We start from the raw sequence: 20924 nt of genomic DNA, 5'->3' as shown, positions 1-20924 counted from the left end.
GCGCCCTGTATCAAGGTTGTGCGGGTTTGATCAAATGCAGCAGTACGTAGGGGTTCTTGTCGAACTGGCCGGTCAGTACCGGCTGCAGTGAACGAAAACGCGGGTCGCTCAACGCTTCATAGTCCGACTGGCTCATGATCAGCCATGCAGGAGCCTGGATCGGCGCCAGGTCGGCAGGCAACTGGGTAAACAACGGCACCCGGTCGCAATCGAGGTTGACCATGAACTTGATGGCTTTTGCGTCCTTGCCGAGTGCGTGTAATACCAGCGGCGCCGGTTGTTGCTGGGTCAGCGCATGGGCCTGGAGGGTAAAGGTGCGCGTGTCATACAACCGGCGCTCCAGCGGCTCGACCATCACGATATACGCCAGCCACACCGCCAATACCGCGGCGAAGGCCGGGCCCACGTAGCGAAGCCGCCGGTTGAACAGCAAGCCCAGTGCCAGCACCTGGATCGCGATCAGGATCCCGAACACCGGATTGAGGCTGCCAATCTGCTCGGGGAAGCGGTGACGCGCCACGAACAAGCCTGCGATCAGCAGCCCCGGAATGACCGTCCACAACCCCAGCATCAGCCAGCGCAGCCCGGCGAACAGTCTGCCTCGCGACACCTGGAACGGATACGCGGCGATGATTGCTGCCAGGGGCAGCATCGGCAGTACATAGCGCGCTTTTTTTGCTTGGGGCACAGACAAGCCGATCATCACGATCAAGCCTGCAGCGAGGCAGTACAACACCAGCTTCAGCGCCGGGCCCTTGTCCTCCCGGCCACCGGCGACAATCGCAACCAGCGCGAGTATTGCCAGCGGATACGCCGGTGCGTAGTTGCCCAGCGAACTGCTGAAATAATACAGCGCGCTGCCGGAGCCTTCGGTGCCATCCATGCGACCCAGGAACTGCATGCGGATTACGTCCTGCATGAACGTTTCACCGCCACTGAGCTTGGCCAGCAGCAACAGCAGGCCCACGCACGCCGCCAGTAACGCCAACGCGAGCAGGCCGAAACTGAACAGCTGGCGCCATTGCCGGTTGATCAGGTAATAGCTGCACAGCATGCCGGTGGGAATGACCAGGCCAATCGGTCCACGGATTGCAAACCCCAGGATCAGCAGCGCAAACAGCCAGTGCAGGCGCTTGGCGGCGCCGAAGTGGTCATGGGCATAACCCAGGTAAAACACCGCCAGGGCCACGGCAGCCAACATCTGGTCGAGGGACACCGCGCGGGTTTCGCTGATGAAGGTGCTGCTGAGCAGCATCACCGCGATGCTCAGCAGCGCCCAGCGCCGGGAGTAGGGCGCCGTCAGCCGGTAGACCAGCACCACGAGCAGCGCCGAAGCGATGGCCGTGGGCAGCCAGGCCGTCAGGCTGGTGACCTGCCCCAGGGGCAGGGACAGCAGCCAGGTCAGCAGCGTCGAGGTGGCCAGGTAATCGGCATAAGGTTGCCCGTACGTCGTCGGGAAGAACCCCGGCCCATGGCGCAGCATCTCCTGGGCGAACAGCACGAAGCGCGAATCAAAGCCGATGATTGCCTGGTTCCAGTTGCCTGCGATAAACAGGACCAGTGCCAGCAGCCCCAGCACCCATGAGTGTCGGCGGATCGTCGGGCTGAGCAGGGGCCGATGAGCTTTGTCCACGTCTCAGGCTTCCTCGGCCTGAGGCGCCCAGTTTTGCTGGGGGATCGGCAAGTTGCAGGAATCGCCGCGGCCCATCGGGAAGTACTGGATGCCTTTGCGTGCCAGGCGTTCGCCGTCGTACAGGTTGCGGCCGTCGAAGATCACCGGGGTTTTCAGGCGTTGCTGGATCAGGTCGAAGTCCGGTGCCTTGAACTGTTGCCATTCGGTGCAGATGATCAAGGCGTCAGAGCCACTCAGGGTGGATTCCGGGGTGCCCATCAGCATCAGGCGCGGGTCATCACCGTAGATGCGCTGGGTTTCCTGCATGGCTTCCGGGTCAAACGCACGTACATTGGCGCCGGCCGCCCACAAGGCTTCCATCAGCACCCGGCTTGGCGCATCGCGCATGTCGTCGGTGTTGGGCTTGAACGCCAGGCCCCACAAGGCGAAGGTCTTGCCGCGCAGGTCGCCCTTGAAGAATGCATTGGCACGTTCGAACAGCTTGCTCTTCTGGCGCTGGTTGATGGCTTCCACGGCTTCCAGCAGGTCGCTGGAGCAGTTGGCGGCCTTGGCGCTGTGGATCAGGGCGCGCATGTCCTTGGGGAAACACGAGCCGCCATAACCGCAACCTGGGTAGATGAAGTGGTAGCCGATACGCGAGTCGGCACCAATGCCCAGGCGCACGGCTTCGATGTCGGCGCCCAGGTGTTCGGCCAGTTCGGCGATCTGGTTGATAAAGCTGATCTTGGTGGCCAGCATGCAGTTGGCGGCGTACTTGGTCAGTTCGGCGCTGCGCAGGTCCATGAAGATGATGCGGTCGTGGTTGCGGTTGAACGGTGCATACAACTCACGCATCACCTCGCGCACTTCCTCACGTTCGCAGCCGATGACGATCCGGTCCGGGCGGCGGCAGTCGGCAACGGCCGAGCCTTCCTTGAGGAATTCCGGGTTGGAGACGATATCGAACTCCAGGTGGCGGCCGGCAATGCGCAGGGCTTTTTCCATGTGCGCACGCAAAGTGTCGCCAGTGCCTACAGGTACGGTGGATTTTTCCACGAGGATCACCGGGTCGATACGGTGGCGAGCCACTGCATCGCCCACGGACAGCACGTATTTCAGGTCGGCCGAGCCGTCTTCGTCCGAAGGGGTACCCACGGCGATGAACAGCACTTCGCCGTGTTCGACGGCGAGTTTTTCGTCATAGGTAAACGTCAGGCGTCCGCCTTCGAGGTTTTCCTTGACCATGGCCGCCAGGCCCGGCTCGAAGATGCTCACGTGGCCCTGTTGCAGCAGCTTGACCTTGTTCTCGTCAACGTCCATGCAGATGACATCGTGGCCGACTTCGGCCAACACGGTGGCCTGTACGAGACCGACGTAACCGCTACCAAATACACTGATTTTCATGGGGCATTCCTGGGACTTGTGGTGCTAGCACGACGAGAGTTGATAGTCAGGACTCCGAGGATGACCAAGGCCACTCCCGCAGTTTTTGAAAGCGAAAAATGTTCGTTGAACACCGGCAGGCTGGCGGCCAGCAGGTAGACCAATGCGTAGCTGATGCTGAGCAGCGAATAGGCGCGGCCCAGCGGCAGGTCTTTGAGCGCGCCGAGCCAGCAGAGCATCGACAGGGCATAGGCGATGATCGCCAGGATCACCACGCCCAGCGCGCCGAGGTCGATGGCGCCCGTGTCGAGTGCTGTCAGCCATTCAGCAGGCAGTGGCAGGCGCGTCATGCTCCAGCGCATGCCCAACTGCGCACCGCTGACCAGTGCCACGCTGCCCAGGGCCAGGGCAAAACCGCGAGCGCGACTCATACCTGGCGCCCCAGCAGCACCACACCGGCAATCACCAGCAGCACGCCGAACCAGTGGCGACCATCGATGTGTTCATGGAACACAAAGCGCGCCACCAGGGTGACCAATACAAAGTTGAGGCTCAGCATCGGGTAGGCGATACCGACTTCCAGGCGTTGCAACACCAGCAGCCACACCAGCAAACCCAGGCCCAGGCACACCAGCGCCGACCACAGCCACGGCGAGCGCAGCTTCAGGGCCCAACCGTCGGGCTGGTCACGCCAGCCTTCCACGGCAAACTTCTGGGACACCTGGCCCATGCAGGTCAGCAGGCAGGCACCTAACAACAGCAGCAGAGTGGTCATGGCGCGCTCTGCGGGAAGATCAGAATCACGATATTGCCCTGCTCGTAACGCTTGCCGTCTTTGGGCAGCAGGTCCACTTCCTGGCGTTCGTCGTCACCCTTGACCCGCATCACCACGCCCACCGAGCCTTGCTTGCGCGCCTCGCTCATCCATTGCTGGACGCTGGCGGCATCGATCTTGCGGTAAGCGGTGTCCGGGAAGGCGATGCCGTATTTCACTTCGCCAACGGTGTTGTAGAGCATCACTTCAGGACGCTGCAGGCGCCATGACAAGGCCGATGCGGCGCCGAGGTCGTTGCTCAGCAACGCAGTGGTCGGCTGCAACTCCTGGAGGTGGTCGATGATAAACTGGTCGGGGGTCTTGTTATAAACCACCGAGTGCGGCAACGCGGCCGGCACCAGCGCCACCAGCAACCAGCTGCCGATCACCGGTGCGGCCCACATGTGCAACGGGCGGGCGGCTTGCAGCAGGTTGGCGATGATCCAGCCGAACAGGAAGACGAACACCAGCACCAGGCTGAGTGTTTCCTGGCCGTGCTCGTACACCGGTTTTTTCAGCTGGAACCAGGTCAGGACCAGCAACGCCAATACGCCAATGACCAGATTCACCCAGCCGTTGATGCGCAGTACGCGGCCACGGGCCTGGGCCAGTTTGTCGGCGAGGGTATGCCCCATCAGCAGCGCCAGTGGCAGCAGGCAGGGCATGATGTACGACGGCAGCTTGCCCTTGGCCAGGCTGAAGAACGCCAGCGGCATCAGCAGCCACAGCAGCAGGAAGGCGACCTTGCTGTTGCGTTTTTCCAGCCATGCCTGCTTCACGGTGGACGGCAGCAACGCCATCCACGGCAGGGTGAACGCAACCATCAGCGGCAGGTAATACCAGAAGGGCTCGGAGTGCTGGGCGTCGTCGCCGGCAAAGCGCTGGATGTGCTCGTGCCAGAAGAAGAAATTCCAGTAGTCCGGTTCCTGGGCATGCACCATCAGCGCCCAGGGCAGGCTCACGACAATCGCCACCACCACGGCCACCAGGCCATAGGTGAGCAGTTCACGAATGCGTTTTTGCCAGAGCACGTAGGGCAGGGCGATCAGCACCGGCAGCAACCAGGCAAGGAAACCCTTGGTCATGAACCCCATGCCGCAGGCGAACCCGAGCAAGGCCCACGACCACAGGCGGCCGCGGGTGGTGGTGCTGTCGAAGCAGAACCACAGCGCCGCCCCGGTCAGGTTGACCCAGAAGGTGAACTGCGGGTCGAGGTTGGCATAGCCCGCCAGGAACGCGACGCTGACAAAACTCATGTACAGCACGGCGCTGACCAGGCTCTTGCGCGGGTCGTTCCACAAACGCCGGGCCACGAAATACACCAGCAGGATGCTCAAGCCGGTGCTCAAGGCCGAGGCAAAACGCACGCCGAACAGGTTCTGCCCGAAAATCGCCTGGCCCAGCGCGATCATCCAGTAACCGGCCGCCGGTTTCTCGAAGTAGCGAATCCCCATGAAGTGTGGCGAGGCCCATTTGCCGGTCAGCAGCATTTCCTGGCTGATCTGCGCATAGCGGGTTTCGTCGGGGATCCACAGCCCGTGGGTGGCCAACGGGATCAGGTAGAACACCCCGAAGGCCAGCAGGAGCAGGGGCAGGGCCCAGCGCCGGATCATGCCTTCTGCACTCCGAGCCAGCCTTCACGGCCGCTCAACGCACCACGCACCAGCTGTTGCTGGGGCAGGGTGGTGAGGTCGGCGGGCAACAGGTCGCCCAACGGTTTGAACGCGATGCCGCGCTGCCCTGCCTGGGCGAGCAACTGGCGAAAATCATTGGCCATCAGAATCCCTTCTACTTCTGCGTGGATCGTATAGACGTTGAGCTTCGACGGCTTGAAGCGGTCGAGGATGTAGCTATTGAAATCCTTGGCGGCCACCACCGGGCCCACGACTTCATCGAAGGTCGGCATGTCCACCGGAATTTGTGGCGTGCCGGCACTGCCATCCGCCAGGGTTGGCCGGAACAGGCTGGTACCACGGCAATCGCTGTTGTAGCGGAATTTGAACTGTTGCTTGGCTTGCACCACGCGCTCATCGGCACGCCAGCCGGCGGCGGCTGAGCAGTCGATGGGTTCACCGAGGATGTCGCTCAAGGTGTCGACGCCACGGCGAATCTGCTCGATCAGCTGTGCATCGCTCCAGCGCCCGGTGTTGGCTTGCCAGCCGTGATGATCCCAGGCGTGCAGCCCGACTTCATGCCCGGCGGCCTTGGCCTGGCGCATCAGGTGCCCCAGGTCGCGGCCAATGGGTTTGCCCGGCCAGGCGGTGCCGGCCAGCAAAATGTCCCAGCCGTACAAACCGGCCGCGTTGGAGCGCAGCATCTTCCACAGGAACTGCGGGCGGATCAGGCGCCACAAGTGGCGCCCCATGTTGTCCGGCCCGACGCTGAAGAAGAAGGTCGCCTTGACCCCGGCTTCATCAAGCGACTCCAACAACCTTGGCACCCCTTCACGGGTGCCTCGGTAAGTGTCGACGTCGATGCGTAGACCCGCTTGCATCAACGCTTGTCCGCGATTTCGAGCATGGCTTCACGCAGGAAGAAATCCAGGGTGTTGCCGATGGTTTCGCTCATCTCCACGGTAGGCTCCCAGTTCAGCAGGCGCTTGGCGTTGTCGATGCTTGGCTTGCGGTGCGCCACGTCCTGGTAACCGGTGCCGTAGAACGCCTTGCTCTCTACGTCGCGGAAACCGGCAAACGGAGGGAAGTTGCTGCGCAGCGGGTGAGCTTCGAACTGACGCAGCAGCTCTTCGCCCAGCTGACGGATGCTGGCTTCGTTTTCCGGGTTGCCGATGTTGATGATCTGGCCGTTGCAGTTGTCGTTGTCGTTATCGATGATGCGGGCCAGGGCTTCGATGCCGTCGGCGATGTCAGTGAAGCAACGCTTCTGCTCGCCACCGTCGAACAGACGGATCGGCGTGCCTTCCACCAGGTTCAGGATCAGCTGGGTGATGGCGCGGGAGCTGCCGATACGGGCCGAGTCCAGGCGGTCGAGGCGCGGGCCCATCCAGTTGAATGGACGGAACAGGGTGAACTTCAGGCCTTTGTCGCCGTAGGCCCAGATCACGCGGTCCAGCAGTTGCTTGGAGACCGAGTAGATCCAGCGCTGCTTGTTGACCGGGCCCACCACCAGGTTGGAGGTGTCTTCGTCGAAGTACTGGTCCTGGCACATGCCATACACTTCGGAGGTCGACGGGAAGATCACGCGCTTGTTGTACTTCACGCAGTAGCGAACCAGTTTCAGGTTCTCTTCGAAGTCCAGTTCAAATACGCGCAGCGGGTTGCGGGTGTATTCGATCGGGGTGGCGATGGCCACCAGCGGCAGGACCACGTCGCACTTCTTGATGTGGTACTCGATCCACTCGGAGTGGATGCTGATGTCGCCTTCCACATAGTGGAAATTCGGGTGGCTGCGCAGGCGCTCGATGGCGTCGGAGCCGATGTCCAGGCCGTAGATTTCGTAACGGTCGTCACGCAGCAGGCGCTCGGACAGGTGGTTACCGATGAAACCGTTCACACCCAGGATCAGCACGCGGGTACGACGGGGCTTGCGGCCGGACTCGGCGCCGCGCAGTACGGAACCGTCCACCAGGCCCAGTTCATCCGCCAGGGACGGGCCGGCCAGGTACAGGCCGTTCTCGTTGCGCTGGCCGAACTTGACCACCAGGGAGTCTTCACCGCAGGCGATGCGCAGCGGGTTGACGCTGATCACGCGGCCTGGCGCCAGGCCTTCGTTGCCCTTGACGACTTCGGCGTTCCAGACGATCAGCTTGTGCTCGCCCACGGCGCAGAAGGCACCCGGGTATGGTTGGGTAACGGCGCGAACCAGGTTGAACAGCTCTTCAGCCGGTTTTTTCCAATCCAGTTTGCCGTCAGCGGCGGTGCGACGACCGAAGTAGGTGGCCTTGCTTTCGTCCTGGGCGGTTTCGGTCAGCTTGCCTTGAGCCAGTTGCGGCAGGGCATCGCGCAGCAGGTTGGTGGCGGCGTCACGCAGTTTGGCGTGCAGGGTCAGGCCGGTGTCGGTGCGCTCGATCACGACTTTCTGCTGGGCCAGGATCGCGCCGGCATCGGCACGCTTGACCATGCGGTGCAGGGTCACGCCGGTTTCGGTTTCGCCGTTCACCAGCACCCAGTTGGCCGGTGCGCGGCCACGGTACTTAGGCAGCAGGGAGCCGTGCAGGTTGAACGCGCCTTTCTTGGCGGTGGCCAGCAGGGCTTCGCTCAGCAGGTTGCGGTAGTAGAACGAGAAGATGTAGTCCGGGTTCAGCTTGGCGATGCGCTCGATCCACAGCGGGTGGTTGGCGTCTTCCGGGGCGTGTACCGGGATGCCATTGCGGGCGCACAGCTGGGCGACGGAACCGTAGAAATTGTTTTCCTTGGGATCATCGGCATGGGTGAACACGGCAGCAATTTCGTAACCCGCATTGAGCAGGGCTTCAATGCCAGCACAGCCAATATCGTGGTAAGCGAAGACAACAGCTTTTGAATTCATGACGAAACCTGATCGGAAGGAGAAGTAGAGGTGTGGGAGGACGTCAGGCCGTCGACCGTAAAGGTCTCGGCCGGTGCTGCCGGTTGGTTGCGCAGCACTTTTTCGATAAAGAACCGTGGGCGGGCCCGCACATCGCTGTACATGCGGCCCAGGTATTCACCCAGGAGGCCCATGCCGATGAACTGGCCACCGGTGAACACGAACAATACGGCGAACAGCACGAACATGCCGTCGCCAGCCCAGCCGGAGCCGAAAGCGAGACGCAGCACGATCAGTGCAAAGGCGAAGAGCATGCCCAGGGCCGCCAGGCTGAAACCGACGATGCTCAACAGGCGCAATGGCGTGGTGGTCATGCAGGTCAGCAGGTCGAACATCAGGCTGATCAGGCGCATCGGGCTGTATTTGGACTCGCCGTGTTCACGCTCGGCGTGATGCACCAGGATTTCCGTGGTGTGGCGCGCAAAGCTGTTGGCCAGGATCGGGATAAAGGTGCTGCGCTCGCGGCAGGCCAGCATGGCGTCGACGATGGTGCGGCGATAAGCACGCAGCATGCAGCCGTAGTCGCTCATGGCCACGCCGGTGGAGCGTTGCACGGCGAGGTTGATCAGGCGCGACGGCCAGCGGCGGAAGGCCGAGTCCTGGCGGTTGTTGCGCACGGTGGCAACCACGTCATAGCCCAGGGCGGCCTGTTCGACCAAACGCGGGATTTCTTCCGGCGGGTTTTGCAGGTCGGCGTCCAGGGTGATCACCACGTCGCCCCGGCAATGCTCGAAGCCGGCCATGATCGCGGCGTGCTGGCCGTAGTTGCGGTTGAGGATCACCGCCACCACATTGCTGCCTTCGAGCGCGGCGGCGTCTTCCAGCAATTGCGCGGAGTTGTCGCGGCTGCCGTCGTCCACCAGGATGATTTCGTATTCGTAAGCCAGTTGTTTGCAGGCCGCCATGGTGCGGCGCAGCAGTTCAGGCAGGCTTTCTTGTTCGTTGTAGACCGGGATAACGATCGACACGCAATGAATTGGATAGGGTTTCAAAGATTCATTACCTCGGGGGTTAGAGCAACTTGGAGCGTAAAGACAGCAGTTATCGTCAGCCTCGGATGCCGGGCATCCGATCAAAGATAGCGTTGATTTGTGGCATTCATTCGACAGTCCTGACAGGTCACAGTGGTTCTTCCATGGCTTACGTGAGTAAAGACTAAAATGCTCAAAGGTAAAGCGGAATCAACGAGTTAACCTGCAAGGTACGGTTCGTTCTCAAGTCGTGCCGCCAAGATTAAGCGCAAAAATGTTCAACGAATATGAAACGCAGATGAAAAAGTCGTTTTTTTGGCAGGTAGACAGCTAGGGTTCAGGTAAACAGCAGAAGCACGGACAACGCCGTGCCGATGAGGGGAGAAGGGCCGGTAGGCTTTTTCCGCGCGCGGGCTGGTTCCTGAAGAATCTTCTCTGCAATGCCGCGCAAGTGCCGGTAAAGTAAGCCATCTCTTGCCAGGGCAGTCGGATGAATAGCGTGCAGCGTTTACGGCCAATGTTGATGGTGTTGTTGATGACGGTGGCCTGGGCCACGAGTGTGCGGGCCGATGACGGCGTGGCACTGACGTCCATCGACCAGGTGCCCGATGGCGTAGAAGTGCGGGGTAAACAGGTCGGCGCCTTCGTCTGGAGCGACAAACAGGGCAAGAACCTGTTGGTACTCGCAGAGCAAGTCAGCGAACGCGACGACGACGGTGCGCAGTCGGCCTTTGTCTACGCCGCCCAGTACCTGCTCGACGGTGACCGGCCCAAGCGCCTGTGGATGCTCTACGACGACGTGCAGCATTGCGAGTTCGATGCCGGCGCGCACTTCAACAGCGACGCCACCCGGGTCACCGACCTGCTGGGCGATGGCATCAGCCAGGTCACCGTGGGGTATAGCCGCACCTGCACCAGTGACGTCAGCCCCAATGATTTCAAGCTGATCATGCACATCGGCAAGTCGCAGAAGTACCGCCTGCGTGGCATCGACCGCTATGGCGCCAGCTGGTGGGATGAAGACGCCGGCGCCCTGCAAGGCATGCCGTTGCCCAAGGATTGCAGCATCGCCGCCCAACAGGCGCTGGTCAGCCAGTACAAGGAGCAGGGTACCGAGCTGCCGCTTCCTGGCTGTTACGGCGACGAAGAAGATTTTGCCAAGGCGCCCAAACCGTACCTGGAGTTCATGCGCCAGCACTGGTTTGCCTTGATGCAGAAGCAGGACACCGACTGGAGCCAGCAGCAGACGCCAGCCCCGGCGGAAGACGATCAGGAATAGCCCCGGGGATTGACCTGCGCTAGACTCGGCGCTCGCCAATTCACTAAATATGTCGATTAAACAGATGGTTAGTCGATATATTTAATCCAAAGGCTGATCTACCTTGACTGAGTCTACCCGCAACCCGCTGACCCTCTATCTCACCCGCCTGGCGCCCTCCAGCCAGCTGACCATGCGCTACGTGCTGCAGGACGCCGCCGACCGCCTGGGTTTTGAAGACATCAACCTCGAAGACATCGACTGGCACCTGCTGCAGCCCGAACACGTCATGGCCCTGGTGGCGGTGCTGCGGGAAGACGGGTATGCGCCGAATACCTCATCGCTGTACGTCAACGCCGTGCGCGGGGTGATGAACGAAGCCTGGCGCATGAGCCTGATCAGCCAGGACCACCTGCTGAAGATGCGCTCGGTCAAGGCCATGGCCGGCACCCGCCTGAGCCAGGGCCGCAACCTGCGGCGTACGCTGATTCGTGAGTTGATGGAAGTCTGCGCCGCCGATCCGCGCCCCCAGGGCCTGCGGGATGCAGCGGTGATCGGGATCCTGTATGGCTCGGGCATGCGCAAGTCGGAATCGGTGAACATCGAGCTGGGCCAGGTCAACTTTGACGAGCGCAGCCTGCAGGTTACCGGCAAGGGCAACAAGCAATTGATCAAGTACGCACCGGCCTGGGCCTTTGCCAAGCTGGAGGCATGGCTGGAGTTTCGCCGCAGCCAGCTGAAACCGGGGGAACAGGACGACGGTTTCCTGTTCAACCGGATTCGCCGGGGCAGCCATATCACCCGCGAGCGCATCACCAAACACGCGATTTACTACATCGCCCGCCAGCGTGGGGAACAGGTCGGCGTGAAAATCATGCCCCATGATTTCCGCCGTTCGTTTATCACGCGGGTCATTGAAGAGTACGACCTGTCGATCGCCCAGAAGCTGGCGCACCACACCAATATCCAGACCACCGCCACCTACGATGTGCGCGACGACAATGAGCGGCGTAGGGCAGTGGATCGGTTTGACCTGTAGGGCCGCCCGTAACCTGGCCCGCCAACTGCCTTGAACTCTGCCCGGCAGCCGCGCTCGCAATAGTAGGGCGCGGGTTTTGCCGCGTGCCGTGTTTATTCAGTCGAAGGAGCAGACCATGGATACCTACAACATCAACAAGACCGGCACCGGTTGGGCGTTGACCAAGCAGGGCTCGGCACGGCCGTCGAAAACGGCAGAGACCAAGGAGGCGATCGTTGAGTTGGCGAAAGAGTTTCTCAGCGACAAGACGGCGTCGCTGAGGATTCACAGCATGGATGGGCGGATTCAGGAGGAAAGAACCTATCCGCGCAAGGCTGACCCGACACGATCTCCGGGCTGACCGAGTCCCAAATGTGGGAGCGGGCTTGCTCGCGAAGGCGGTGGTTCAGTTACACATGCATTGCCTGACACTCCGCCTTCGCGAGCAAGCCCGCTCCCACACTGGATTTGCATTCGACCCTAGAGAATCGGCTTGCCGCCCGTCACCGCATACCGCGAGCCCGAGATGTAACTCGCCTCATCCGACGCCAGCAACACATAGATCGGCGCCACTTCCACCGGCTGGCCGGGGCGGCCCAGCGGTGTCTCGCTGCCGAAGCTGTTCACGTCTTCGTCCGGCATTGTCGAGACAATCAACGGCGTCCAGATCGGCCCCGGCGCCACGCTGTTCACGCGGATGCCCTTGCTGCCCAGCAGTTGTGCCAGGCCACCGGTAAAGTTCGCAATCGCGCCCTTGGTGGCGGCGTAAGCCAGCAACGTTGGCTTGGGCATATCGGAATTCACCGAGCTGGTATTGATGATCGACCCGCCGGCCTTCATGTGCGGCAGCGCCGCCTTGCAGATGCGAAACATCGCGGTGATGTTGATATCGAAGGTCTTGACCCATTCCTCGTCGGGTATCTCTTCGAGGGTCTCGTGGGTCATCTGGAATGCGGCGTTATTGACCAGCACGTCGATCCGCCCGAACTGCTCGACGGTCTGGTCGACAATCGCCTGGCAGTTGGCTTTTTGCGCGAGGTCGCCGGGCAGCAACAGGCATTGGCGGCCGGCTTCTTCCACCCAGCGTGCGGTTTCCTTCGCGTCCTCGTGTTCGTCCAGGTAGGCGATTGCCACATCGGCACCTTCGCGGGCAAAGGCAATCGCCACGGCGCGGCCGATACCGCTGTCGGCGCCGGTGATCAGGGCGATCTTGTTGGCCAGGCGGCCGGAGCCGGTGTAGCTCTTCTCGCCGCAGTCAGGATAGGGGTCCATCTTCTTCTGCGAACCGGGAACGGATTGGGCCTGGCTGGCGAAAGGTGGGCGCGGGTAGTCAATCATCTCAATCTCCATAGATCACAACGGGTTCTATGGATTAGTGATTTTCAGCTGCCGGATAGTTGTAATCGATGCCGGTCGAGCCCGACGAATGGTTTGCGCTCAACCGTGCTGGCAGGCATCGCCCAGGCGCATGTAGTCCAGTTCATGACGCACCCCGTGGCTGTCGATGTAGACCATGTGACCCTTGACCGGCCCGCACTCGGTGGAGGATTCGGTACTGACGCGCACCACCTTGGCGATGTCCAGGTCCTGGGAATAGTCGTACGCCTCGCTGGCGGGGGCGTTGGCACTCACAGTGGGTGCCGGGGTTTCGCCCTGGGCGAAGGCAAGTGTGCTGAACAGGCCCAGCACGGCGATAAGCAGATAACGCATGAGAACCTCCGACACCACGAAGGTGGTGGCTTGACTGTGGGGTTCATTCTACAAAGCGCCTGGCGCGGGGATGAACGCTTGCGGGCCAATAGAAGACATCAGCCAAATCGATGCAGCAAGCCTCTTATAACCGGTTATAAACTCATAGCATCTTCGCCTAAACGCAACCCTATAAATATCCGTCTGCCGCTGCTCATCCCTGTAGACACATACAACAGGGAGCTCCTCGATGTTTTTATTCAAACAACAACTACCAAGGCTGACGCTGGCGGCGGCGCTGGCGATGGGAGTGTGCACGACATCGGTGATGGCCCAGGAAGCGGCCGGCCAGGTGTTCACCTTCGATATCGCTGGCGGCCCGCTTGATACGGTGCTGCTGGATATCTCCCGGCAGACCGGGGTGATGATTTCGTTCAATCAACAGTGGGTGCAGGGCAAGCGCAGTGCCGCCATCCGCGGCGATTTGGGCAGCCTGCAAGCGGTGGACAAGGCGTTGCAGGGCAGCGGCCTGCAAGTGAGCGACAGCGAACAGGGGCTGACGGTGCATCCAGCACCCGTGACGTCCACCAGCGTCGCACCGGCCGAGGGCAAAAGTACTGATTACCGCCTGGAAAAAGTCACGGTGACCGGCTCGGCGATTCGCCGGGTGGACGCGGAAACGGCAGTGCCGGTGACCATCCTGCGGGTCGAGCAATTGCGCGAGCAGGGTGTGAGCACCACCGAGGAGTTGATCAACCGCATTTCGGCCAACCAGTCTGCCGTTGGCTCCGGGCGTTCGGTGGGTTCCAGCAGCGGCGGTGCGGCGTATGCCGACTTGCGCGGGATTGGCGCGAACAAAACCCTGGTGCTGCTCAATGGCCGGCGCCTGAGCAACAACGCCGTCAACACCACCAACGGTTCCGGGGTGGACTTGAACACCATCCCGTTTGCCGCCATCGACCGCGTGGAAGTCCTGCGCGATGGCGCCTCGGCGCTGTACGGCACCGATGCGATTGGCGGGGTGATCAACTTCATTACCAAGACCAGCCTCACCGGGGGCCAACTCTCCACCAACTACGATTCGCCGACGCGCTCCGGCGGCGGCGACAGCCATAACTTCAGTGGCAGCTACGGTTTCGGCGACCTTGAAGAGGACCGCTTCAACGTGTTCGGCGTGGTCAGCTACGACAAGCAGACGCGCCTGGCGGCCAAGGACCGTGACTTCACCTACAACTACCAGCCAGGTCGCGGCCTGGATTTCACCTCCGGCACCGCCGCGCCGGCTAACTGGAGCCAGGGCAGCAACGCGACCAACCCGCTGGCCGGCTCCGGTTGCAATTCTCCCGGGCTGCTGTCACGCAATGGCATCTGCCGCCAAAGCCTGTGGAGTTACCTGGACCTGGTGCCGGAAACCGAAAAAACCTCGGCCTTTGCCAAAGCCACCGGCAAGCTGGCCGATGACCATACCGTCAGCCTCGAATACTTCTGGGCGCGCAACGAAAACCGTACGCAGATTGGCCCAGGCACCCTGATGGGCGCCCAGGTCAATCCGGGTACGCCTTTCTATCCGGGCAACGGCATCACCCCGGGCCCCACGGGGTTCGCCCTGGACCCGACACAGCCGGTAGACGTGAACTGGCGTGAAACCGATGCCGGCGCGCGCAAGCACGAAGATGACAACACCAGCCAGCGGCTGCTGCTGAGTTTCGAAGGTAATGTGGCGAACTGGGACTACAACGTCGGCGCGTCCTACAACCAGAACAAAGTGGTGCAAACCATTCTTGACGGCTATGTAAACGACCAGACCATCAGCCAGGGGATTGCCAACGGTGTGATCAACCCGTTCGGGCCGCAGAGTGAAGCGGGCAGGGCGTTACTCGCCTCCAGCCGCGTGGATGGCGATTACGCCACCGCCGTGGGCCGAGTGAAGAGTATCGACGGGCGCGTAAGCCGTGAAATCGGCGACTGGTTCGGTGCGGGGCCGACGGGCCTGGCGCTGGGTGGTGAATATCGCAAGGAGGATTTCCACCAGGATTTCGCCCAGTTTGCCGAGACCGTGCAGAGCCTGGGCGTAGACCCCAATGGCGCAGTGCGCGGCAATCGCAGCGTGTCGGCCGAGTACGCCGAGGTCAACGTGCCGGTGCTCGAAAGCCTGGAACTGTCTGCCGCCGTGCGTCATGACAAATACAGCGACTTTGGCAGCACCACCAACCCGAAATACTCGTTCCGCTTCCAGCCGTTCAAGGAACTGGTGGTGCGCGGTGCCTACAGTGAAGGCTTCCGTGCGCCGTCGCTGTACGAGTTGTACAACCCGACCTACACCAGCTACACCGTGGCCAACTACAACGACCCGCGCCTGTGCCCGGGCGGCACCCCGGCCAATGGCGGGATCGGCAACCGCGACTGCGCCCAGCAGTTCCGCCGGCAAAGCGGGGGCAACGGCAGCTTGAGCCCGGAAACCGCACGTAACGTGACCTTTGGTTTCGTGTTCCAACCGATCGAGCGCCTCAGTGCCGGCCTGGATTTCTGGTGGATCACCATCGCCAACCAGATTGCCGAGTTTCCTGAGTCGTCGGTATTCGACGACCCGGATGCCTACGGCGACCGCTTGATTCGCAAGGCGGATGGCTCCATCGATCACATCGTTACCGGCCTTGCCAACCTGGGTAAGACCAAGACCAACGGCGTGGATGTGAGTTTCGACTACCGCTTCCCGAGCACCGCCATCGGTGACTTCGGCATCGGCCTGCAAGGCACCTACGTCAACGAATACAAATACCAGCAGGAGCTCAAGGGCGACTACATCGACAAACTCGGTGATTTTCGTGGCGGCGAGTTCTCCACCGCGGGCGCCGTTGCACGCTGGCGCCACAGCCTGACCGGCACCTGGGCCCGCGGACCGCTGGGCGTCAGCCTGACCAACCGCTACACCAGTGGCTATCACGACTCGGACCCCGACACTCACGACTCCGTAGGCTCTTACAACGTCTGGGACCTGGCGGGTACCTACAACTGGAGCAAGTCCCTGGCCGTCACGCTGGGCGCGAAAAACCTGTTTGACCGCGCACCGCCGTTCAGCAACCAGACCTATGCGTTCCAGAGCGGGTACGACCCGAAATACGCCGACCCGTTTGGCCGCATCCTCTATACCCGGGTCAGCTATAACTTCTGATTGTTCATCAGGTCCAGACACTGCTCTATAAAACAGGCGGATCCACTGCACCCATCCCGTAGGTGCAGCGGGATTCGCCGGTCCATAACCTTATTCCAAAACGGTATTTCCAGGCTTTTCATAAGACTCCTTATGATCACGTCATAACTCGTTATGACAAGTGGTCCTGATGAACGAATCAACCGTCGCCTTATCCCCTCTGTCCAGCGTTCCGCTGCATGCCCAACTGCGGGACCTGCTGCGCAGCCGCATCCTTGATGGTGAGTACGCGCCGAACACCCAGATGCCTTCCGAGAGCGAACTGGGCACGCGCTTCAAAGTCAGCCGCATCACCGTGCGCCAGGCCCTGGGTGATCTGCAAAAGGAAGGCCTGATCTACAAGATCCACGGCAAAGGCACCTTTGTTTCCAAACCCAAGGCTTATCAGAACGTCAGCACCCTGCAGGGGTTGGGCGAGTCCATGACCGAGCGCGGCTATGAAGTGATCAACCGCCTGCGCAGCTACCGCTTCGTGCCCGCCGACAAGCTGGTGGCCGAGCGCCTGGGCGTGGAGGAGGGCAGCACTGTCGCGCAGATCAAGCGGGTACGGCTGATCAACCGCGAGCCGGTGTCGCTGGAAATCACCTACCTCAGCCAGGCCCTGGGCGAACGCCTGGAAAACGCCGACCTGGTGACCCGCGACATCTTCCTGATCCTGGAGAACGACTGCGGCTTGCAACTGGGTCACGCCGACGTGGCGATTGACGCGGTACTCGCCGACAGCGAGCTGACCCAGGCGCTGAACGTCGAGGCCGGCTCGCCGATCATGCGCATCGAACGCCTGACCCACACCGCAGACGGTCAGCCCGTGGACTTCGAACACCTGTATTACCGTGGCGACGCGTTTCAGTATCGCCTGCGCATCGACCGTCAGCGAGGTAGCCGCCCGTGAGCCGCCAAACCCTGGAACTGGAATACGACATCGTGGTGATCGGCGGCGGTACAGCCGGCCCCATGGCGGCGATCAAGGCCAAGGAGGCCAACCGCGATCTGCGCGTATTGCTGATCGACAAGGCCAACGTCAAGCGCAGCGGCGCCATCAGCATGGGCATGGACGGCCTCAACAACGCGATCATTCCCGGCCACTCCACGCCGGAGCAGTACACCAAGGAAATCACGATTGCCAACGACGGCATCGTCAATCAGGCGGCGGTGTACGCCTACGCGACCCACAGTTTTGAAACCATCGAGCAGTTGGACCGCTGGGGCGTGAAGTTCGAGAAGGACGAAACCGGCGATTACGCGGTGAAAAAAGTCCATCACATGGGCGCCTACGTGTTGCCGATGCCTGAAGGGCACGACATCAAGAAGGTGCTGTATCGCCAGCTCAAGCGCGCCAGGGTCAGCATCACCAACCGCCTGGTGTGCACCCGCTTGCTGACCGACAGCGAAGGCGCGGTGAATGGCGTGATGGGTTTTGACTGCCGCACTGCGGACTTCCAGGTGATCAAGGCCAAGGCGGTGATCCTCTGCTGCGGCGCGGCCGGCCGCCTGGGCTTGCCGTCCTCGGGTTACCTGATGGGCACCTATGAAAACCCGACCAATGCCGGCGACGGCTACGCCATGGCCTACCACGCCGGAGCCGAACTGGCGAACCTGGAGTGCTTCCAGATCAACCCGCTGATCAAGGATTACAACGGCCCGGCGTGCGCCTATGTCACCGGCCCCTTGGGCGGCTACACCGCCAACAACAAGGGTGAACGCTTCATCGAGTGCGACTACTGGAGCGGGCAGATGATGTGGGAGTTCCACCAGGAACTGGAAAGCGGCAACGGCCCGGTGTTCCTCAAACTCGATCACCTGGCGGAGGAAACCATCCAGAACATCGAGCAGATCCTGCACAGCAACGAGCGCCCCAGCCGTGGGCAGTTCCACGCCAACCGGGGCACCGACTACCGCAGCCAGATGGTCGAGATGCATATCTCCGAGATCGGCTTTTGCAGCGGGCATTCGGCGTCGGGCGTGTGGGTCAACGAGCGCGCGGAAACCTCGGTCAAGGGCCTGTATTCAGCGGGCGACATGGCGGCGGTGCCACATAACTACATGCTCGGCGCGTTCACCTATGGCTGGTTTGCGGGCACCAACGCGGCAAGCTTTGTGGCCGGGCGCGAATTCAGCGCGGTGGATGCCCGGCAAGTGGCCGCCGAGCAGGCTCGGGTCTATGCGCCACTGGACCGCGAAACCGGTCTGCCGCCGGCCCAGGTCGAGTACAAGCTGCGGCGCTTCGTCAACGATTACCTGCAGCCGCCCAAGGTCACCCGCAAGATGGAAATCGGCTTGCAACGCTTCGCCGATATCGAGCGCGACCTGGACCAGATGAAGGCGCACAACCCCCATGAATTGATGCGCGCCATGGAAACCAGCGTGATCCGCGACTGCGCCGAAATGGCTGCCCGCGCCTCGCTGTACCGCGCCGAAAGCCGCTGGGGCCTGTACCACTACCGGGTCGATCACCCGCAACGCAACGACGCCGACTGGTTCTGCCATTGCCACCTGAAAAAGGGCGACGACGGGCAGATGGTCAGCTTCAAGAAACCCGTCGAGCCCTATGTGATCCCGCTGGATGCCGAAGAGATGCAGGCTTACGACCGCCTGCGCGTAGGGGCTGACGCCGCCTGAATGTGCCCCCCAAGCTCGCTCACCACAGGACACCGTGAAATGGCCTATCAGCCCCAGGAAATATTCTTTCGCTCCAACGCCCCGGTAACGGTGGACGAGGACAAGTGCATCGCCGAAAAAGGCTGCACGGTCTGCGTCGACGTGTGCCCGATGGACCTGTTGGCGATCAACCCGGCAACGCAGAAGGCGTACATGGCGTTCGATGAATGCTGGTACTGCATGCCCTGTGAAAAAGATTGCCCCACCGGCGCAGTCAAGGTCGAGATTCCGTACCTGTTGCGCTGAGACCTGCCGCAAACGCCATCCGCCAACCCCGGACGCAGCCCTAGCCACACCCCCTCGTTTCCCACCGCGCCAGACCGTGGCGGAGACGATTCCTTCAACCATGATTCGAGGGGAACTACCCAATGTTATTGCGCGCAACCCTGGCCGGCCTGGTGCTGGCTTGCTTGAGCCTGTCGGCCCAGGCACAAACGATCCGGGTGGCCATCGGCACCCAGGACACCACCATCAACTGTGCCGCGGGCGGCTTGCTGATCCGCGAGCTGGGGCTGCTGGACAAATACCTGCCGCACGACGGCAAGTACAAGGACGCGACCTACGACGTGCAGTGGAAAAACTTCACCAGTGGCGCGCCGCTGACCAATGAAATGGTCGCCGGCAAACTGGACTTTGGCGCAATGGCCGACTTCCCCGGTGCCTTCAACGGCGTAGCGTTCGAGGCGGCGGGCAAGCACAGCCTGTTCATCAGCGTGTTGTCGGGCAACATCAAGGGCAGCGGCAACGGCATTGTGGTGCCGGTCGCTTCCAGCGCCCAGTCCCTGGCGGACCTCAAAGGCAAGACGATTTCCGTGCCGTTCGCCTCCACGGCCCATGGCATGTTGCTGCGTGCTGTCGCGGCCCAGGGCTGGGACCCGCTCAAGGACGTCAACATTATTGCCCAGGCGCCCGAAGTGGCAGGCTCGGCGTTGCAGGCCAACAAGATCGACGCCCATGCCGACTTTGTGCCGTTCGGCGAACTGTTCCCCAACCGTGGTTTCGCCCGCAAGATCTACGACGGCTCGCAATCCAACACCCCGACGTTCCACGGCGCGCTGGTGGACGAAAGTTATGCCAAACAGTACCCGGAAGTGGTCGTCGCCTACCTGCGCGCGAGTATCGAGGCCAATCAGTTGCTGGCCGCAGAGCCGGAGAAGTACAGCGAGCTGATCGAAAAAGTCACCGGCGTCGAAGCCGAGGTCAACTACCTGTTCCATGGCCCGCTGGGCGTGCAGACCCGTGACTTGAGCTGGAAGCCCGAATACCGCCAGGCCGTGGGCACCGCGATCGACACCCTCAAGCTGCTGAAAAAGGCCGACCGTGGCCTAGACCTCAATACCTTTATCGATGACCAGTACATCCGTGCCGCGTTCAAGGCCTCGGGCCTGGACTATGCGGCGCAATTGGGCAACTACGCCCAGGCGCCGTTGAAGGCCAACGACGCCCTGAGCGGCGCGCCGATCACTGACTGGAAGCACGTCGCGCAAATCTGGGTCAAGGGTGAGCCCAAGGTGCGGGATTACGCGTCGGCCGAGGCGGCGTTCACCGCGCTGGACAGCCTGAACAAACAAGGCAAGGCGGTGCGCGCCGTGTATGCCCAGGCCGAAGACAGCGGCATCAAGCTGCTGGCGAGCCAGGCCTGGTTTGCGACCAACCAGCACGGCCAACTCAGTGCGTTCCTGCTCAAGGGCCAGGCGCAGCAATTTGCCCAGGCCCAGGGCGGCAAGGTGTTCAATTTCACCGACGCCGGCGCGCAGGCCGTTGCCGGTCGCTGAGGGAGCGTGTT

General features: G+C 61.8%; 18 protein-coding genes. 8 read left to right on the top strand and 10 right to left on the bottom strand.

Annotated features, from left to right (window positions below; all coding sequences use genetic code 11):
* Positions 1-10: 10 nt before the first annotated feature.
* From HX807_RS30315 to arnC, 8 genes are read right to left on the bottom strand one after another with little or no spacing between them, the layout of a single operon-like run.
* Positions 11-1633, bottom strand: coding sequence for a phospholipid carrier-dependent glycosyltransferase (locus HX807_RS30315; RefSeq protein WP_177052042.1), 1623 nt, complete (start codon positions 1631-1633; stop codon positions 11-13).
* 3 nt (positions 1634-1636) lie between these two features.
* Complete coding sequence (locus tag HX807_RS30310) at positions 1637-3016, bottom strand: UDP-glucose/GDP-mannose dehydrogenase family protein (protein ID WP_102369058.1); 1380 nt, start codon at positions 3014-3016, stop codon at positions 1637-1639.
* Positions 3013-3426 carry a 4-amino-4-deoxy-L-arabinose-phosphoundecaprenol flippase subunit ArnF gene (arnF, locus tag HX807_RS30305; RefSeq protein ID WP_003217623.1) on the bottom strand — a complete coding sequence of 138 codons (414 nt, stop codon included), beginning with the start codon at positions 3424-3426 and terminating at the stop codon, positions 3013-3015. The genes HX807_RS30310 and arnF overlap by 4 nt, the downstream gene beginning before the upstream one ends.
* Positions 3423-3770, bottom strand: coding sequence for a 4-amino-4-deoxy-L-arabinose-phosphoundecaprenol flippase subunit ArnE (arnE, locus tag HX807_RS30300; protein WP_003217625.1), 348 nt, complete (start codon positions 3768-3770; stop codon positions 3423-3425). The genes arnF and arnE overlap by 4 nt, the downstream gene beginning before the upstream one ends.
* Positions 3767-5422: a lipid IV(A) 4-amino-4-deoxy-L-arabinosyltransferase gene (gene arnT, locus HX807_RS30295; RefSeq protein ID WP_177052036.1), complete on the bottom strand. Its 1656-nt coding sequence runs from the start codon at positions 5420-5422 to the stop codon at positions 3767-3769. Before arnT ends, arnE begins: the two co-directional genes overlap by 4 nt.
* Positions 5419-6303: a 4-deoxy-4-formamido-L-arabinose-phosphoundecaprenol deformylase gene (gene arnD / locus HX807_RS30290; RefSeq protein WP_177052035.1), complete on the bottom strand. Its 885-nt coding sequence runs from the start codon at positions 6301-6303 to the stop codon at positions 5419-5421. Before arnD ends, arnT begins: the two co-directional genes overlap by 4 nt.
* The gene (gene arnA, locus HX807_RS30285; protein ID WP_177022829.1) at positions 6303-8294 is read right to left on the bottom strand and encodes a bifunctional UDP-4-amino-4-deoxy-L-arabinose formyltransferase/UDP-glucuronic acid oxidase ArnA; all 1992 of its coding nucleotides are present in this window, start codon (positions 8292-8294) and stop codon (positions 6303-6305) included. The genes arnD and arnA overlap by 1 nt, the downstream gene beginning before the upstream one ends.
* Positions 8291-9325 (bottom strand): undecaprenyl-phosphate 4-deoxy-4-formamido-L-arabinose transferase, encoded by a 1035-nt coding sequence (gene arnC, locus HX807_RS30280; RefSeq protein WP_008433430.1) that lies wholly within the window; start codon positions 9323-9325, stop codon positions 8291-8293. The genes arnA and arnC overlap by 4 nt, the downstream gene beginning before the upstream one ends.
* Positions 9326-9794: 469 nt before the next feature.
* On the opposite strand from arnC, the gene HX807_RS30275 reads away from it, so the two are divergent.
* From HX807_RS30275 to HX807_RS30265, 3 genes are all read left to right on the top strand, one after another.
* Positions 9795-10583 (top strand): M949_RS01915 family surface polysaccharide biosynthesis protein, encoded by a 789-nt coding sequence (locus tag HX807_RS30275; RefSeq protein WP_023658829.1) that lies wholly within the window; start codon positions 9795-9797, stop codon positions 10581-10583.
* A gap of 103 nt (positions 10584-10686) precedes the next feature.
* Positions 10687-11601 carry a tyrosine recombinase XerC gene (gene xerC / locus HX807_RS30270; RefSeq protein ID WP_008433427.1) on the top strand — a complete coding sequence of 305 codons (915 nt, stop codon included), beginning with the start codon at positions 10687-10689 and terminating at the stop codon, positions 11599-11601.
* Between the two features lie 115 nt (positions 11602-11716).
* On the top strand, positions 11717-11941 hold the full coding sequence (locus HX807_RS30265; protein ID WP_003217639.1) for a DUF2188 domain-containing protein: 225 nt from the start codon (positions 11717-11719) through the stop codon (positions 11939-11941).
* A gap of 119 nt (positions 11942-12060) precedes the next feature.
* Here the strand turns inward: HX807_RS30265 and HX807_RS30260 are convergent, their stop codons facing one another.
* Positions 12061-12918: an SDR family oxidoreductase gene (locus HX807_RS30260; protein ID WP_177052034.1), complete on the bottom strand. Its 858-nt coding sequence runs from the start codon at positions 12916-12918 to the stop codon at positions 12061-12063.
* Positions 12919-13017: 99 nt separating this feature from the next.
* The gene (locus HX807_RS30255) at positions 13018-13290 is read right to left on the bottom strand and encodes a DUF2790 domain-containing protein (RefSeq protein ID WP_008433423.1); all 273 of its coding nucleotides are present in this window, start codon (positions 13288-13290) and stop codon (positions 13018-13020) included.
* 229 nt (positions 13291-13519) lie between these two features.
* Here HX807_RS30255 and HX807_RS30250 point away from each other — a divergent pair, with 229 nt between their 5' ends.
* The 5 genes from HX807_RS30250 (at position 13520) to HX807_RS30230 (ending at position 20913) form a co-directional block, all read left to right on the top strand.
* Positions 13520-16441 (top strand): TonB-dependent receptor, encoded by a 2922-nt coding sequence (locus tag HX807_RS30250; protein ID WP_008433421.1) that lies wholly within the window; start codon positions 13520-13522, stop codon positions 16439-16441.
* A 169-nt stretch (positions 16442-16610) separates the two neighbouring features.
* Positions 16611-17372: a GntR family transcriptional regulator gene (locus tag HX807_RS30245; protein WP_008433419.1), complete on the top strand. Its 762-nt coding sequence runs from the start codon at positions 16611-16613 to the stop codon at positions 17370-17372.
* Positions 17369-19099, top strand: coding sequence for a fumarate reductase/succinate dehydrogenase flavoprotein subunit (locus HX807_RS30240; protein WP_008433417.1), 1731 nt, complete (start codon positions 17369-17371; stop codon positions 19097-19099). Before HX807_RS30245 ends, HX807_RS30240 begins: the two co-directional genes overlap by 4 nt.
* Before the next feature lie 39 nt (positions 19100-19138).
* On the top strand, positions 19139-19384 hold the full coding sequence (locus HX807_RS30235) for a ferredoxin family protein (RefSeq protein ID WP_003217650.1): 246 nt from the start codon (positions 19139-19141) through the stop codon (positions 19382-19384).
* Positions 19385-19506: 122 nt separating this feature from the next.
* Positions 19507-20913 (top strand): ABC transporter substrate-binding protein, encoded by a 1407-nt coding sequence (locus HX807_RS30230; RefSeq protein ID WP_087692993.1) that lies wholly within the window; start codon positions 19507-19509, stop codon positions 20911-20913.
* Positions 20914-20924 lie beyond the last annotated feature (11 nt).

Source organism: Pseudomonas sp. D8002, from assembly GCF_013385695.1.
GTDB lineage: Bacteria > Pseudomonadota > Gammaproteobacteria > Pseudomonadales > Pseudomonadaceae > Aquipseudomonas.
Note: the sequence above shows the minus strand (reverse complement) of the source record. Positions and strands in the feature narration are given on the sequence as shown.

Excerpts from the sequence above, each read along its gene's own strand:
- arnF (WP_003217623.1), bottom strand. The coding sequence starts at position 3,426 with ATGAGTCGCGCTCGCGGTTTTGCCCTGGCCCTGGGCAGCGTGGCACTG.
- arnE (WP_003217625.1), bottom strand. The coding sequence starts at position 3,770 with ATGACCACTCTGCTGCTGTTGTTAGGTGCCTGCCTGCTGACCTGCATG.
- HX807_RS30230 (WP_087692993.1), top strand. The coding sequence starts at position 19,507 with ATGTTATTGCGCGCAACCCTGGCCGGCCTGGTGCTGGCTTGCTTGAGC.
- HX807_RS30250 (WP_008433421.1), top strand. The coding sequence starts at position 13,520 with ATGTTTTTATTCAAACAACAACTACCAAGGCTGACGCTGGCGGCGGCG.
- HX807_RS30255 (WP_008433423.1), bottom strand. The coding sequence starts at position 13,290 with ATGCGTTATCTGCTTATCGCCGTGCTGGGCCTGTTCAGCACACTTGCC.
- HX807_RS30260 (WP_177052034.1), bottom strand. The coding sequence starts at position 12,918 with ATGATTGACTACCCGCGCCCACCTTTCGCCAGCCAGGCCCAATCCGTT.
- arnA (WP_177022829.1), bottom strand. The coding sequence starts at position 8,294 with ATGAATTCAAAAGCTGTTGTCTTCGCTTACCACGATATTGGCTGTGCT.
- HX807_RS30235 (WP_003217650.1), top strand. The coding sequence starts at position 19,139 with ATGGCCTATCAGCCCCAGGAAATATTCTTTCGCTCCAACGCCCCGGTA.
- HX807_RS30310 (WP_102369058.1), bottom strand. The coding sequence starts at position 3,016 with ATGAAAATCAGTGTATTTGGTAGCGGTTACGTCGGTCTCGTACAGGCC.
- HX807_RS30275 (WP_023658829.1), top strand. The coding sequence starts at position 9,795 with ATGAATAGCGTGCAGCGTTTACGGCCAATGTTGATGGTGTTGTTGATG.
- arnT (WP_177052036.1), bottom strand. The coding sequence starts at position 5,422 with ATGATCCGGCGCTGGGCCCTGCCCCTGCTCCTGCTGGCCTTCGGGGTG.
- HX807_RS30245 (WP_008433419.1), top strand. The coding sequence starts at position 16,611 with ATGAACGAATCAACCGTCGCCTTATCCCCTCTGTCCAGCGTTCCGCTG.
- HX807_RS30265 (WP_003217639.1), top strand. The coding sequence starts at position 11,717 with ATGGATACCTACAACATCAACAAGACCGGCACCGGTTGGGCGTTGACC.
- arnD (WP_177052035.1), bottom strand. The coding sequence starts at position 6,303 with ATGCAAGCGGGTCTACGCATCGACGTCGACACTTACCGAGGCACCCGT.